The sequence below is a fragment of the Methylophaga sp. UBA4204 genome (assembly GCF_002379485.1).
In the GTDB taxonomy this organism is placed as follows: domain Bacteria; phylum Pseudomonadota; class Gammaproteobacteria; order Nitrosococcales; family Methylophagaceae; genus Methylophaga.
The window spans coordinates 1-13,785 of record NZ_DFTU01000078.1; the positions used below are offsets into that span (position 1 = coordinate 1).

At 44.4% G+C, this 13,785-nt stretch carries 14 protein-coding genes and 1 tRNA gene; 5 read left to right on the top strand and 10 right to left on the bottom strand.

The genetic code is table 11. The features are described 5' to 3' along the window. Positions 1-950: GGDEF domain-containing response regulator (locus tag B3182_RS11085; RefSeq protein WP_292752759.1), on the top strand; the 950-nt coding region annotated here is incomplete at its 5' end. Here B3182_RS11085 and prmB read toward each other — a convergent pair. The 7 genes from prmB to hxlA (B3182_RS11120) form a co-directional block, all read right to left on the bottom strand. Next, on the bottom strand, positions 941-1,870 hold the full coding sequence (gene prmB / locus B3182_RS11090; protein ID WP_292356646.1) for a 50S ribosomal protein L3 N(5)-glutamine methyltransferase: 930 nt from the start codon (positions 1,868-1,870) through the stop codon (positions 941-943). The two genes, B3182_RS11085 and prmB, sit on opposite strands and share 10 nt — an antisense overlap. After that, complete coding sequence (gene leuC / locus B3182_RS11095) at positions 1,870-3,273, bottom strand: 3-isopropylmalate dehydratase large subunit (RefSeq protein WP_292356644.1); 1,404 nt, start codon at positions 3,271-3,273, stop codon at positions 1,870-1,872. The genes prmB and leuC overlap by 1 nt, the downstream gene beginning before the upstream one ends. A gap of 125 nt (positions 3,274-3,398) precedes the next feature. Further along, on the bottom strand, positions 3,399-3,938 hold the full coding sequence (gene hxlB / locus B3182_RS11100) for a 6-phospho-3-hexuloisomerase (RefSeq protein ID WP_014707665.1): 540 nt from the start codon (positions 3,936-3,938) through the stop codon (positions 3,399-3,401). An 11-nt stretch (positions 3,939-3,949) separates the two neighbouring features. Then, positions 3,950-4,585 (bottom strand): 3-hexulose-6-phosphate synthase, encoded by a 636-nt coding sequence (hxlA, locus tag B3182_RS11105; RefSeq protein ID WP_014707664.1) that lies wholly within the window; start codon positions 4,583-4,585, stop codon positions 3,950-3,952. Between the two features lie 158 nt (positions 4,586-4,743). Continuing rightward, positions 4,744-5,727: a transaldolase gene (locus tag B3182_RS11110; RefSeq protein ID WP_292356641.1), complete on the bottom strand. Its 984-nt coding sequence runs from the start codon at positions 5,725-5,727 to the stop codon at positions 4,744-4,746. A 139-nt stretch (positions 5,728-5,866) separates the two neighbouring features. Continuing rightward, positions 5,867-6,181, bottom strand: coding sequence for a hypothetical protein (locus B3182_RS11115; protein WP_292356639.1), 315 nt, complete (start codon positions 6,179-6,181; stop codon positions 5,867-5,869). Positions 6,182-6,455: 274 nt separating this feature from the next. Further along, positions 6,456-7,097: a 3-hexulose-6-phosphate synthase gene (gene hxlA, locus B3182_RS11120; protein WP_292356637.1), complete on the bottom strand. Its 642-nt coding sequence runs from the start codon at positions 7,095-7,097 to the stop codon at positions 6,456-6,458. Between the two features lie 205 nt (positions 7,098-7,302). Here hxlA (B3182_RS11120) and B3182_RS11125 point away from each other — a divergent pair, with 205 nt between their 5' ends. The 3 genes from B3182_RS11125 to B3182_RS11135 all read left to right on the top strand — a co-directional run bounded on the left by B3182_RS11125 (position 7,303) and on the right by B3182_RS11135 (position 9,608). Then, positions 7,303-8,136, top strand: coding sequence for an HAD-IIA family hydrolase (locus B3182_RS11125; RefSeq protein ID WP_292356634.1), 834 nt, complete (start codon positions 7,303-7,305; stop codon positions 8,134-8,136). 18 nt (positions 8,137-8,154) lie between these two features. After that, positions 8,155-9,144, top strand: a complete 990-nt coding sequence (gene dhaK / locus B3182_RS11130) for a dihydroxyacetone kinase subunit DhaK (protein WP_292356632.1) — start codon at positions 8,155-8,157, stop codon at positions 9,142-9,144. 80 nt (positions 9,145-9,224) lie between these two features. Then, positions 9,225-9,608 (top strand): GxxExxY protein, encoded by a 384-nt coding sequence (locus tag B3182_RS11135; RefSeq protein ID WP_292356630.1) that lies wholly within the window; start codon positions 9,225-9,227, stop codon positions 9,606-9,608. A 40-nt stretch (positions 9,609-9,648) separates the two neighbouring features. Here B3182_RS11135 and dhaL read toward each other — a convergent pair whose 3' ends face one another. The 3 genes from dhaL to B3182_RS11150 all read right to left on the bottom strand — a co-directional run bounded on the left by dhaL (position 9,649) and on the right by B3182_RS11150 (position 12,560). Further along, entirely contained in the window at positions 9,649-10,281 is a 633-nt protein-coding gene (dhaL, locus tag B3182_RS11140; protein ID WP_292356628.1) for a dihydroxyacetone kinase subunit DhaL, read from the bottom strand. 160 nt (positions 10,282-10,441) lie between these two features. Beyond that, a complete protein-coding gene (locus B3182_RS11145) occupies positions 10,442-11,644 on the bottom strand; it encodes a porin (RefSeq protein ID WP_292356626.1) in 1,203 nt (400 codons plus the stop codon). 840 nt (positions 11,645-12,484) lie between these two features. Then, positions 12,485-12,560: transfer RNA gene (locus B3182_RS11150), tRNA-Phe, on the bottom strand. Between the two features lie 134 nt (positions 12,561-12,694). On the opposite strand from B3182_RS11150, the gene B3182_RS11155 reads away from it, so the two are divergent. Next, a complete protein-coding gene (locus tag B3182_RS11155; protein ID WP_292356624.1) occupies positions 12,695-13,768 on the top strand; it encodes a hypothetical protein in 1,074 nt (357 codons plus the stop codon). Positions 13,769-13,785 lie beyond the last annotated feature (17 nt).

A 13,785-nucleotide genomic window follows, 5' to 3' on the forward strand; every position in this document is an offset into this window, starting at 1 on the left:
CCCGCCAGTTATCCGGCCGAGTACTGTTTATCGAAGATTCCCGGGTTTTACAGACCATCATTATCGATTTATTAACCGATATGGGGCTGGATGTTGATGCTTATACCTTTGCAGAAGAAGCATGGGAGGCCTTCAGTGGCGGCGATTATGATCTGGTGATTACCGATATCATGCTGGAGGGCAGTATGAGCGGAATTACGCTGGTGAGAAAGATTCGTCGTTTGCGTGAAGACTATGGCAATGTACCCATCATCGCGACTTCCGGCTTTGATAATGTGTCACGCAAAATTGAGTTATTTCATCTCGGCGTAAATGATTTTGTTTCTAAACCGATTGTCCGTGAAGAACTGCGTCAACGGGTGTTTAATCACATTACCAGCTATCAGAATTTCCGAGAACTGCGGGCACAGCAAAACTCACTATGCAGTCTGGCAATGCTGGATGAGCTGACGCAATTATTTAACCGTCATGCACTACGTGAATTTGCCGGTAAATATTTAAGTGAGGCCTATCGATTCAAACGTGATTTGGCGATGGCGGTTATCGATTTAGATCATTTTCGATCCATCAACGAACAATATGGTTTTGTCCGTGGCGACAATCTGCTGGCGGAATTGGGTAACTGGCTCAAACGCCACGTTCGTGATGTTGATATGATTGCCCGCTGGTCCGGTGAAGAGTTTGTCTTGCTTTTACCAGGCTGTGACAATCAGACTGCGGCACTGTTGATGCAACGTATGCAGAAACGGCTGACGCGATTTAAGCCCGCTGGTATCGGTATTACAATCAGTGTTGGTGTGGCAACGCTTCGACAGGATAAACAGGACACGCTTAACAGCCTGTTTGAAATGGCTGATCGGGCAATGTATCAGGCTAAAATGGCGGGCCGTAATTGTGTAAGGATTTTTGAGTCAGAGTCTGAAAGTCCGGTCAGTGAAACTCAGGAATAAGCGGCTGCAAACTCAGCACATTGTGCTTGGGTCAGCATAAAGATCCCATGACCACCTTGCTCCAGATCCAGCCATAAAAAATGTGTTTCCGGCCATCTTTCATCCACTGCGAGATCGCTATTGCCTACTTCAACAAACAATAATCCCTGTGGCGAAAGAAACGTCGCTGCGCCAATAATGATCTGTTCTACCAGAGCAAGACCATTATCATCAGCCTGCAGCGCATGGACCGGTTCATGATGATATTCCGCTGGTAAGCTGGACATCTCAAGATCCCCCACGTACGGGGGATTACTGATAATCAAATCATATTGGCGAGATTGATTTAATTCCGTCCATAGATCTGATTTTATAAGCGACAGCTCATCTCCGAGCAAATGTTTGTTTTTATTAATCTGGGCGACGCTCAACGCTTCATCACTGATATCAACAGCATCAACTTCAGCACCTTCAAACGTCATGGCCAGTGCAATTGCGATGCAGGCACTGCCAGTACACATATCCAGAATACGTTCGACCGAATCTGCATCCTGTAACCAGGGAGCAAATTGGCTATCAATTAATTCGGCAAAAGGAGAACGTGGAATGAGTACACGTTCATCGACATAAAAAGGCAGGCCAGCAAACCAGGCTTCATGCGTCAGATAGGGAACAGGTACCCGTTCTTCAATTCGCCGTTTGACCAAATGCAATAAAGCCTGTTTTTCAGCACTACACAGCCTTGCATCGAGAAACAATTCCGGTAATTCAGTTACCGGAAGTTTCAGGCTATGCAGAATCAGTTGTGTGGCTTCATTAAACGCGTCGTTATTGCCATGACCAAAAAATAATCTGGCTTCTTCAAATCGTGAGGTGGTCCATCGCAGAAAATCGCGCAAGGTACTGAGTTCAGCCTCAGCGGCTTGATAATTGGTCGCCATTAATGCGTAGTAATATCAACAAAGTGGCCTGCAATCGCTGCGGCTGCCGCCATTGCCGGACTCACCAGGTGTGTACGACCACCTTGCCCCTGACGTCCCTCAAAGTTGCGATTGGATGTAGAGGCACAATGTTCACCTGCTTCCAGACGATCTGCATTCATTGCCAGACACATCGAGCAACCTGGATCACGCCATTCAAAGCCTGCTTCTACAAAGATTTTATCCAGACCTTCCTGTTCAGCCTGTTGTTTCACTAATCCCGATCCCGGAACAACCATCGCTTGCTTTACAGTAGCGGAGACTTTTCCGCCTTTAATTGCAGCAGCAGCTTCGCGTAAATCTTCAATACGTGAGTTGGTGCAGGAACCGATAAATACTCTGTCCAGACGAATCTCCTGAACTGGCTGATTCGCATTCAACCCCATGTATTTAAGTGCTTTCAGCATGCCATTGCGTTTCACAGCATCACTTTCTGCAGCGGGATCTGGAATATTGGCATCAACAGGAACCACCATTTCTGGGGAAGTGCCCCACGTAACCTGAGGTTTGATTTGGTTGGCATCCAGTACTACGACCTTATCAAAATGCGCATCAGCATCACTGTGTAAGTCACGCCAGGCTGCCATGGCTTTATCCCAGTTTTCCCCCTTAGGCGCAAAAGGGCGATCTTTCAGATAATTAATTGTTGTGTCATCCACAGCGATCATTCCAGCACGGGCACCTGCTTCAATCGTCATGTTGCAAACAGTCATCCGTCCTTCCATGGATAAATCCTGAATGGCTTCACCGGCGAATTCAATGGCGTAGCCGGTACCGCCAGCGGTACCAATTTTACCGATAATGGCCAGAACGATATCTTTCGCCGTAATACCTGGGTTTACATGTCCTTTGACTTTTACCAGCATGTTCTTGGATTTACGTTGAATCAGGCATTGCGTTGCCATTACGTGCTCAACTTCCGATGTACCAATACCAAAAGCTAATGCACCAAAAGCACCATGCGTAGAGGTATGCGAGTCACCACAAACTACCGTCATACCGGGTAGGGTAGCGCCCTGTTCCGGGCCGACAACATGCACAATGCCCTGACGTAAATCATTCAGGCCAAACTCAGTAATACCAAATTGTGCGCAATTTTGATCCAGCGTTTCAACCTGTAACCGTGAAATTGGATCGGCAATACCTTGTTCACGATGGCTGGTTGGTACATTGTGATCCGGCGTTGCCAAAATTGAATTCAAACGATATGGAATACGGCCAGCCAGGCGCAAGCCTTCAAAAGCCTGCGGAGAGGTGACTTCGTGAACCAGATGACGATCAATATAAATCAGTGCAGTACCATCCTGTTCGCTGCGGATAACATGTTGATCCCATAATTTGTCATAAAGTGTTTTGGCGGACATAACTCTCAGAACCGATTTAATTTAAATAGCCAGATATTATACCGTTTTGAGGGACGAGAACGACAGACATAAAAAAACGGGCAACCCGAAGATTGCCCGTTTTTATTTTTTGCTAAGGAAAGTGGTTATTCCATATTAGCGTGTCTATATTTCATTTCTTCTTCTGGAATACCTTTCTCATGAATTAAATGAGAAACGATGGCTTCCAGGAAAATCAAAGTAGACAATTCAAACATGGTTCCCATTGGCATGCCCTTTGTTGGGGCAAAGCTATTATCAGTACCAATCTGAATTGTTTTATCTGCGATATCACCAATCGTTGAACTGGATTTTGAACAAATCAAAACCACTTTAGCATTCTCAGATTTAGCTTTATTAGCAAATGAAACCAGCTGTGTTGTTTCACCAGAACCCGAAATAACGATTAACAAATCGCCTTCACGGATACTTGGTGTACTGATTTCACCTTGAACATAGACGGTATAACCACTATGCATCAATCTCATACCCAGAAAGTTGCCTACCAGTCTTGAACGACCTGCGCCTGTGATGAAGATGCGCTTGGCATCATCACACATAGCAACAAATTCGGCTTCAAGTGAACTGTCAGTTGCCTTCAGAATATCAGTGATTTTGTTTACAACTAGATCACGATGCATTGTCATTTTACTAATCCTTATGCTGCGTCAACCAATGCACGCAGTTCTTTAGCAGATTCTGCTGGAGAAGGTGCGCCATAGATTGCAGCACCAACAACAACGATATCAGCACCAGCACGAACTGTGCTTTGGATGGTGTCTTTGTTGATACCACCAGCAACAGAAACTTTAACATTCAGACCCAGACCAGCGATGGTTTTAAGATCTTCGAATGGAGTTTGACCAGCAGCTTGAGCGTCCAGACCTGTGTGAACACCGATGATGTGCGCGCCGTTAGCAGCAGCTTGTTTTGCAACAGCAGATTTGTCTTCAACACCGATCAAATCGATTTGAGCTTCTGCATTGTTAGCGTTTGCAGCTTTGATAACACCTTTCATGGTCGCTTCATCAGAAGCACCCAATACAGTAGTGATATCACCACCAGCTTCAAAGAAAGGAGTTGCTTCGTATTCACCAGCATCCATAGTTTTCAGGTCAACCAGAATTTTCTTGTCTGGGTGAGCAGCTTTCAGAGCTTTAACTAATTTCAGACCGTTGTACTTGATGCAAGGTGTACCGATTTCCAGAATATCGACGTAAGGTGCGACTTGTTCAGCCAGCGCCATAGTTGCGTCAAAATCCAATGAATCCAGAGCCATTTGAATTTCAGCCATGTGTATTTACTCCTAAAAATTTTAATAAAAATTATTGCCACGTTTCGCAGTGCGAGCGGGACTATAGTTCAGAATTTGGCGATAAGTCAATTGAGCCAAAATCTGTTGAATCAGGTTGCGGATAATCCGCAACCTGATTGCAGATTGCTAATCAATAATTAGCTTTCCAGATTTGCCAGACGTGTAGCCAGCAGTTCTTCCAGTGATTCCAGTGCTTTGGCAAAACCATCAATACCTTCTGACAGTTTTTCTGCCGCCATGCGGTTTTCAGCATGCATGGCATCGAAAGTGGCTTTGTCCAAATTCAGTTTTGCAACATCAGATTTAGCTGCGACTTCTGGAGACAGTTTACGCTCCAGAGTGCCTTCTGTGTTTTGTAATTCATCCAACAGAGCTGGAGAAATGGTCAGTAAGTCAACACCCGCCAATTCAGTGATTTCACCAACGTTACGGAAACTTGCACCCATAACTTCAGTGTTATAACCAAATTTTTTGTAGTAGCTGTAAATTTCTGTGACTGACAGTACACCTGGATCTTCGTTTGAAGGATATGAATCACGACCAGTATCTTTTTTATACCAGTCAAGGATACGTCCAACAAATGGAGAAATCAGCGTAATACCATTTTCAGCACAGGCCACGGCTTGGTGCAGACCAAACAGCAGAGTCAGGTTACAGTGAATACCTTCTTTTTCCAAAACGGCTGCAGCCTGAATGCCTTCCCATGTTGAAGCAATTTTGATCAGAATGCGATCACGTGAAACACCTGCTGCTTCGTATTGTGCAATCAGGTCACGACCCTTAGCGATAGTGGCTTCAGTGTCATAAGAAAGACGGGCATCTACTTCAGTAGAAACACGACCTGGAATGATTTCCAGAATTTTCAGACCAAAAGATACGGCCAGACGGTCAAAAGCCAAAGAGACAACTTCAGATGCAGGTGCATCTGCGCCAAGTGATTGACGTGCTGCTTTCAATGTATCGTCAACAATGCCTTGGTACTGAGGCATTTGCGCTGCAGCTGTAATCAGTGATGGGTTAGTTGTTGCATCACGTGGAGTGTATTTTTCAATTGCTTGAATATCACCCGTATCAGCAACAACGACGGTCATTTGCTTTAATTGATCAAGTAAATTCGCCATTTTCTTACCTTCTTGAGTTAGTTTGTAGAGCTGTTGAGCTTAAAATTTTTTTAATATCACGACGACCATAGCCGGTTTAATACCGATTATTTTCCCACCATCAGTAGGTGGCGGGTAAGTTATTCGTAATAAAGGCTAATTAAGCTTTGCTGCGAATATAACGCTCAACACCGGTTAATGGAGCGGCATTAGCTTTGCTGCGAATGTATCTTTCAACACCTGTCATCGGTTTATTTGCTGACAGTTTGTTGCGAATATATTTTTCAACACCAGTTAATTTCGAACCGCTTTGTGATTGGTTGCGGATGTAGCGTTCTACACCTGTTAAACCATCATTTGTATTTTTCGGTGCTGCTGCAGTTTTTGATTCCGGTTTACAACAACTGTCATTGTCAGACGAAAACAAGCCTTTAAAAAAGCTGCAGATTGAAGCAAAAAATCCTTTATCACTCATGAGTATACCCCTGTTACATTTTTAACCCCATCTGCCCAACATGATGAGGTTGGTGCAACGGGTAAATTACTATTTTAGATTCTGTGTGGCAAGCCAGCAGGATTGCAGACTACGGATTATAATCACGCTCTGCTGTTTTTGACCAATTTATCTGCATGGTCAATAAGTTATACCGGCAGAACTTGCAACATTAAATCCGGATGAGTCAGCTAAGCGTAAAAAAAACGAGTGGCACAGGGCCACTCGTTTTTATTTATGCTACTGTTTGTTCTGCTTACGCAGCATCAACCAATGCGCGCAGTTCTTTAGCAGAATCTGCTGGAGAAGGTGCGCCGTAGATAGCAGCACCAACGACAACGATAGTTGCGCCAGCTTGGATTGTTTTCTGGATGGTGTCTTTGTTCAGACCACCAGCGACAGAAATACGTACACCCAGATTCAATGAAGCGATTGCTTGCAGATCAGCAAATGGTGTTTGACCAGCTGCTTGCGCATCCAAACCAGTGTGAACACCGATGATTTGCGCACCGTTTTTAGCGGCTTCAGTTGCAACAGCTTTTTTGTCTTTAACGCTGATCAAGTCAATTTGGGCTTCTGCATTGTTAGCATTGGCTGCTTTGATTACGCCGCCCATAGTTGCTTTATCAGATACACCCAGAACAGTACAGATATCTGCGCCTGCTTCATAGAATGGAGTTGATTCATATTCACCAGCATCCATTGTTTTCAGGTCAACCAGAATCAGGTTGTTAGGGAATTTGGTTTTCAGGGCAGTGACGATTTCCAAGCCATTGTATTTAATGCAAGGTGTACCGACTTCAAGAATGTCGACATAAGGTGCAACTTGTTCTGCCAATGCGAGAGTTTGATCGAAGTCCAGAGAATCCAGAGCCATTTGGATAAGTGCTTTTGCCATGCTGACATGCTCCTAATAATTGATTTAATTTGTAGTTTTACGTTGAAAATACGCTCGCAGACTATAAAGCACAAGGTTCATTTATGTCAATTTTTCCGGGTTTTTAACGATTTTCGCGTTCGTTTATAACTGGACAGCCTATTTTGTTCTGTGCGACGCTTTTTCAAGTTTCATTTCAATTACATTATTTGATAAGCAGGTAATCATGCAAACAATCAACGACCTGGGTGCATTCATCATCGATATGGATGGTGTCTTATGGCAGGGTAGTAAACCGTTGCCAGGATTAACAGAGTTTTTTTCTACATTGCGCGCCAAAAAAATTCCATTTGTACTTGCGACAAATAATGCCAGTTTGACGCAACAGCAATATCTAAAAAAACTCGCGGACATGGGGGTTGAGGTATCAGCCAACGAGATTCTCACCTCCAGTATGGCGACTGCCCGCTATCTGGTGGATACATTGCCTGCAGCGAAACGGAGAGTATTTGTCATTGGTGAGTCCGGTCTTATCGAACCGTTGCAACAGCAGGGGTTTACCGTGACCTCCACCTATTATCCTGCTGATCCTGATGCAGAAACAGATGATATCTGGGCGGATATTGTGGTTTCTGGTCTGGATAGACAACTTAACTGGAACAAATTGGCCACAGCAACCTTAAATCTCCGGGCTGGTGCAGAATTCTATGCGACTAATGCAGATACCACCTTACCCACTGAATTGGGTGAAGTGATGGGAAATGGTGGTGTGCTGGCAGCATTAACCGCTGTGACGGGGATTGAGCCCATTGTCATTGGTAAGCCTGAACCTATTTTGTATCAACAGGCTTTTGAGATTCTGGGTACTGATAAACATAATACAATCGCCATCGGTGACAGGTTGAACACAGATATTTTAGGGGCCGTGAATGCCGGTATGCGCAGCATTATGGTGTTAACCGGCGTGTCATCTGAAGCTGATCTGGCGGAGATTGATTACAAACCGGATTGGGTTTTCCAGGATATTCAGGAAATAACAGCGTTATTAAAACAGCTTTAAAGAAAGGGGAGTGAGAGAATGAAAAAAATAATTAATCACGTTGATAATCTGCTTGATGAGAGTCTGAATGGCTTCGCAAAGGCACATCAGGATATAGTTTCTCTGCAACAGCAGCCTGCATTTGTGCGTCGTGCAACCATATCTACAGAACCAAAAGTTGCTGTTATCTCTGGCGGTGGTTCAGGCCATGAACCACTGCATACCGGACTGGTAGGCAAAGGTATGCTTGATGCTGCCTGTCCCGGACAAATCTTTACCTCTCCAACACCGGATCAAATGCTGGCCGCGGCAGAAACCGTTGAAAATGGTGCTGGCGTGTTGTTCATTGTTAAAAATTACGCTGGCGATGTGATGAACTTTGAAATTGCCGCGGAAATGCTGGAATGTCAGCACGAAACAGTATTAGTAAAAGATGATGTTTCGTTACCTGAGGCACATAGTACTGGCCGCCGCGGGGTAGCCGGAACATTGATTGTCGAGAAAATGGTCGGTGCTGCGGCAGAGCAAGGAAAAGATCTAAACCAATGTAAAAAACTTGGCGATCGTGTAGCCAATAACACCGCATCAATGGGCTTTGCGTTAACCAGCTGTACCGTTCCAGCCGCGGGCCGCCCAACATTTGAACTTAGTGAAAACGAAATTGAAATGGGTGTGGGTATCCACGGTGAAAGAGGGCGCGAACCGATGACCATGAGCTCCGCTGAAGAGCTGGTCCAGCATGTTACTGCTGCTATTGATAAAGAATTAAATCCTCAAGCCGGTCAACAGGTGCTTTTGCATGTAAATGGCTTTGGTGCGACACCATTGATGGAGCTATATCTGGTATTCGATCTGGCCGCTAAATTTTGGGAAGAAAAAGGTGTTGAAATCAAACGCTCATTAGTGGGTAACTACACAACATCTCTCGATATGGCTGGTTGCTCGGTGACCTTGACCTTACTGGATGAAGAAATGACTGCCTTATGGGATGCCCCCGTGCATACCGCAGCACTTCGTTGGGGCTGTTAGTTTTTAATTAATCGACATGGATGTCGCTGTGGTTTGAGCTTTTATTAGTGATCCGCAGATTACGCAGATGGACGCAGATTATGCAAAAGGATATGCAAACATACGAAATTATTGGTGCGGCAATGAGAGTACATAAGTCACTCGGCCGAGGTTTTCTCGAACCTGTATATCAAGAAGCATTGGAGATTGAGTTTCAGGGAAAAAGCATTCCCTACGAACGAGAAAAATGTCTACCAATAATCTATAACGAGAGACCACTTAAAACGACTTATAAAGCAGATTTTGTATGTTTTGGGTCAATCATCGTTGAATTGAAAGCATTGCAAAAATTATCAGGGCATGAAGAAGCTCAAGTCATCAACTATCTTAAAGCCTCGCAATTAAACAAGGCATTACTATTGAATTTTGGTGCAAGGAGTTTGCAGTACCAAAGGTTGGTTTTAAATCTGCGCTCATCTGCGTAATCTGCGGATAAATCTCTACTAAAACTTTGTGTCACTGTGGTTAATGATTTTCAATAATTACATCGGCAATAGCACACAACATCAGCTGGCTGGTGCGGGCGCCGGCATCTATATGTCCCCGGGCGCGTTCACCCAGAAAGGATGCACGGCCTTTGGTTGCAAGCATATCCTTAGTCGATTCCATTCCCTCAGTCGCGGCTTTTTTCATATCATCCAGAGCGGTGGACAATTCAACTTCATTGCTAACGCTTTGTTGCAGGCTGGTTGATGCCGGAATTAAGCTATCAAGCATGGTTTTTTCACCAATGTCGGCTTTCCCTCGGGCTTTGATAGATTCAACCCCGGCGGTAAATATTTCGGTCATGCCCGTTAAATCTAATGTTTTATCTTTCGCTGTTTTGCCCATAGTGACAAACATGGAGCCAAATAATGATCCTGATGCACCGCCCATGGTCGACATCAAAGTCATGCCGGTTTTGCTCAATGCAGCGGAAAACTCAAGTTGTTCCAATTCTTCACTGTTTTTCAGCAATGCCTCAATTCCACGCTGCAGGTTAATCAGATGATCACCATCGCCAATCGCCTGATCCAGCTGCGCAATTTCGTCAGCATGAGCATTTATTGATTCTTTAATAGCATCGATAAAAGGCAGCAGTGGCAGATTGTTAGACATATTTCCCTCAGAATTAACAGATAAAAACAGCTGATACTTTAGCGTAAATACTAAGCCTTTTTACAAACTGTAGAAATTGAAAGCAAAAAAAAGCCCCAACCCGAAGGTTGAGGCTTTTTATCAGTTTTAAACTAAACCTGAAGGTTTAGAAAATAACTTCTTACCAGCTGATGAAACCACCGATAGCCAAAACATCAACTTCATCTTCATCAGATTGAATGTAATATTCAGTTTCCATGCGTGAGTATTCAGCAACCAATTTCAGGTTAGCTGTAACGTCATGATAGATACCGATTGTAGCCATGCTGTTTGAATCTAAGTCAGCAAAGGCATTGTCTGGGTTTGATGTGCCAGCAAAAGTATTTGCACCGTCGCGGTCAAGTGTAGACTCACCGTAAGAGGCTGCTACAAATGTTTGACCACCGAAACGGTAACCTAACTGTGCATAATAACCATCACCATCACGTTCATTACCATTAGCTGTGATTGCACCCAGACCCAGACCACCAATACCTTGAGCTTTACCATCGTAGTAAGAGGCAACGGCTTCGAAGCCACCCAGTACTAACTGACCACCAACGGTATAAGCATTACCTTTAAGGCTATCGACATTATTAAAACTAACTTTTTGAGTCATGCCATCCAGCCACAATTTAACTGAACCGCCATCAAATGCAGAAGCATAGCTTAAAGAAGCTTCATAACGTGCATCTTTCTCATAACCACCAGTAGTGGCATTATTTACTTCTAAGAAATCATCACCATCAGCAACAGCTAAAGCAACTTTGAAACCAGCCATATCGACTGAAGTCCAGCGAATTTGTGAGCGCCAGTTGGCATAATCATAACCCCAACCAATACGACCCAGAGAGGTAGTACCAGTGTTTTGGTCACCGGCAGCAATAACGCTAGTTGCACCAACACCGTATAAGGTTTGATCCAACAAGATGTTGTTAGCTGCGTAAAGACCTAAGCCTTTACCTAACATGATTTGACCGAAAGCACCGTCAACGGTAGCAAACGCTTCACGTTGTTCCATTGCTTCACTGCTACTAACGTAGCTGCCATTGTTAGTTGATGGAGAGATTGAAACTCGCGCACCAACTGTCAAACCATTAATTTCAGGGGCTTTAACGTTAAAGCCGAAGAAAGTTGGTAACAAGCCGTTTGCTACGCCTTGGTTATTTTGATCATAGCCGCCATTCGCGCTGTCTTGATCTGAAGCAATAAAGAATTGGTTGATGTTACCGTCAACGCTGAATTCATATCCGTTCTCGCCGCCAACAACGATTGTTGCGTTGGCTGCGCCGGCTGCTGCAAATGCTGCTGCGCCGACTAATGTAGCTAGTGTAGTTTTTTTCATGTCTGTTCACCTTCTAGTTGTTAACAGATTACTTTAAGTTTCTCTCGTAACCGGAATGTTTCGCGGTTAAGAGTGTATTTTCCACATCTACAAAACCTTTGCAACACTTTTACAACAAAAAAATGTGAATTTGGTCATTTAGATACGAATGTGTGTTTTTTTTACCACAGCGAAGGTTTTCTATCTATCATATGTAGGGCCAAAACGAAATTAACCACCGAGGCACAGAGGGTATGGAGATTTGATAGATATTTATCCGCAGATTACGCAGATTTTCGCAGATATTATTAAAGGTGCTTTCATTGAGGACGCTTTGTAGCCAGCCTATGTTTGGATATTAAAGTTAACCATGGATACACAGAAACCAAGAAGCCGCGTTTAAATAGTTGTCATCGCAGCGTAAGTTGGGTTGAACCAGTGAAACCCAACATAACCCATTCCTCAGCGCCAGAATTAATCAAAATCAATCTAGCTCTGTTGATAAGCCGAAGAGCCAGTCAATTAAGTTTTTAATGCCTAATCTGCGTTTATCTGCGAAATCTGCGGATTACATTTCTTACCGCTGATATTCAGGGGACAGCGGCTTTAGCTATAAAATGTAATCTCTGTGCCCTCTGTGCCCTCTGTGTCTCTGTGGTGAATATTCATATCTAATGAAGAGGATTGTGGCCGCCAAGACAACTTTATATCTGCGAAAATCTGCGTAATCTGCGGATAAATATCTATCAAATCTCCATACCCTCTGTGTCTCTGTGGTTAATCGTCAAAGAAAATATAGATGTCAGAATAACGGGCAATAAAAAAGCCCGGGTTGCAATGCAAACCGGGCTTTGAATTCGATGGTGGCTCGACCTGGAATCGAACCAGGGACACAGGGATTTTCAATCCCTTGCTCTACCAACTGAGCTATCGAGCCAACAAGGTGCGGTATTAAACCTGCACGCGTGCTTGCTGTCAAGTCATGATCAGCATCCTGGGAAGTTCTCCTTGTGGCATTTAGACAGCCATGCTGTAATGACGGGCAGTTTTGCATCGGGGCAGCAAATAAAAATGAATTCCAGTCAGCGTATTTTATTGTGGGTCGTCAGTGTTTTAGCGATAGTTGCAGCACTTTATTTTTTATCGCCATTATTTGATTCACTTGCCCCGGCAGATAAACATCTTGTAGACGCTGATGATGACGATGACGGTGATGACGAGAAGCAGAATCATCAGTTTGCGCTGTCAGTTGAGTTAACCGAAGCTGCACAAAAAATGGCGTCCATTGAAAGTCAGACATTGATGGAAAGTTTCTATACCCCCGAAATACGAGCTATGGCAGCGGTTATACCGACTCGGGAGCTGCAATTAGCCCACTCGCGCTGTTCTGAGGCAAAAATGAACCTTCGTATGGCTAAGGTTAATGAACAGGGGATGAGCAAAGAGTTATCGCGTTTAAAAACACTTCAGCAAGCGACCGGTAGTGTGGCATCAAAAGAGGTGGACTTTGCGCAAACCAATTTATCGATTGCTCAGGCGCAAGCTGAGTTAAAACAGCAATTAGTAGAAAACTGTCACGCTGAAGTACGCCAACAATGGCCTCAACCCGTTGCCGACTGGGTTATTAACGGTGGGGAACAATTCGAACTGCTGATGTCGCGGGAACAGTCGATTCTTAAAGTCACTTTGCCTCCCAAACAAAGCCTGAATCCAAACGTTGATACTGTGCGGTGGCAACAACCCCATCAACAAAATGATGTTGGTGAGGCGCAACGGCTTGCCGCTGCCATCAGTGTCGATCCGGTGTTAAGTGGCGAGACCTGGTTTTTTCTGAACAAATCATCCTCTTTGCAGGAAGGTGCAAAGTTACATGTGTGGGTGCCTACTGAGCAGGGTGCATTTTCAGCGGTGCTGATTCCGTATCAGTCAGTGGTCTGGTACGCGGGCCAGCCATGGGCCTATTTGCGCATGGATGAGCAGCGTTTTCAGCGTATTTCGTTGCTTAATGGTCATGACTCGGTGGAAGGTATTTATCTGCAACAGGGATTCCATCCGGGCGATGCCGTTGTGACCTCAGGTGCTCAGACATTGTTATCAGAAGAGTTCAAATGGCAAATTCATGATGAAGACGATGATGATGACTAGCCAAATCATCAGCACCC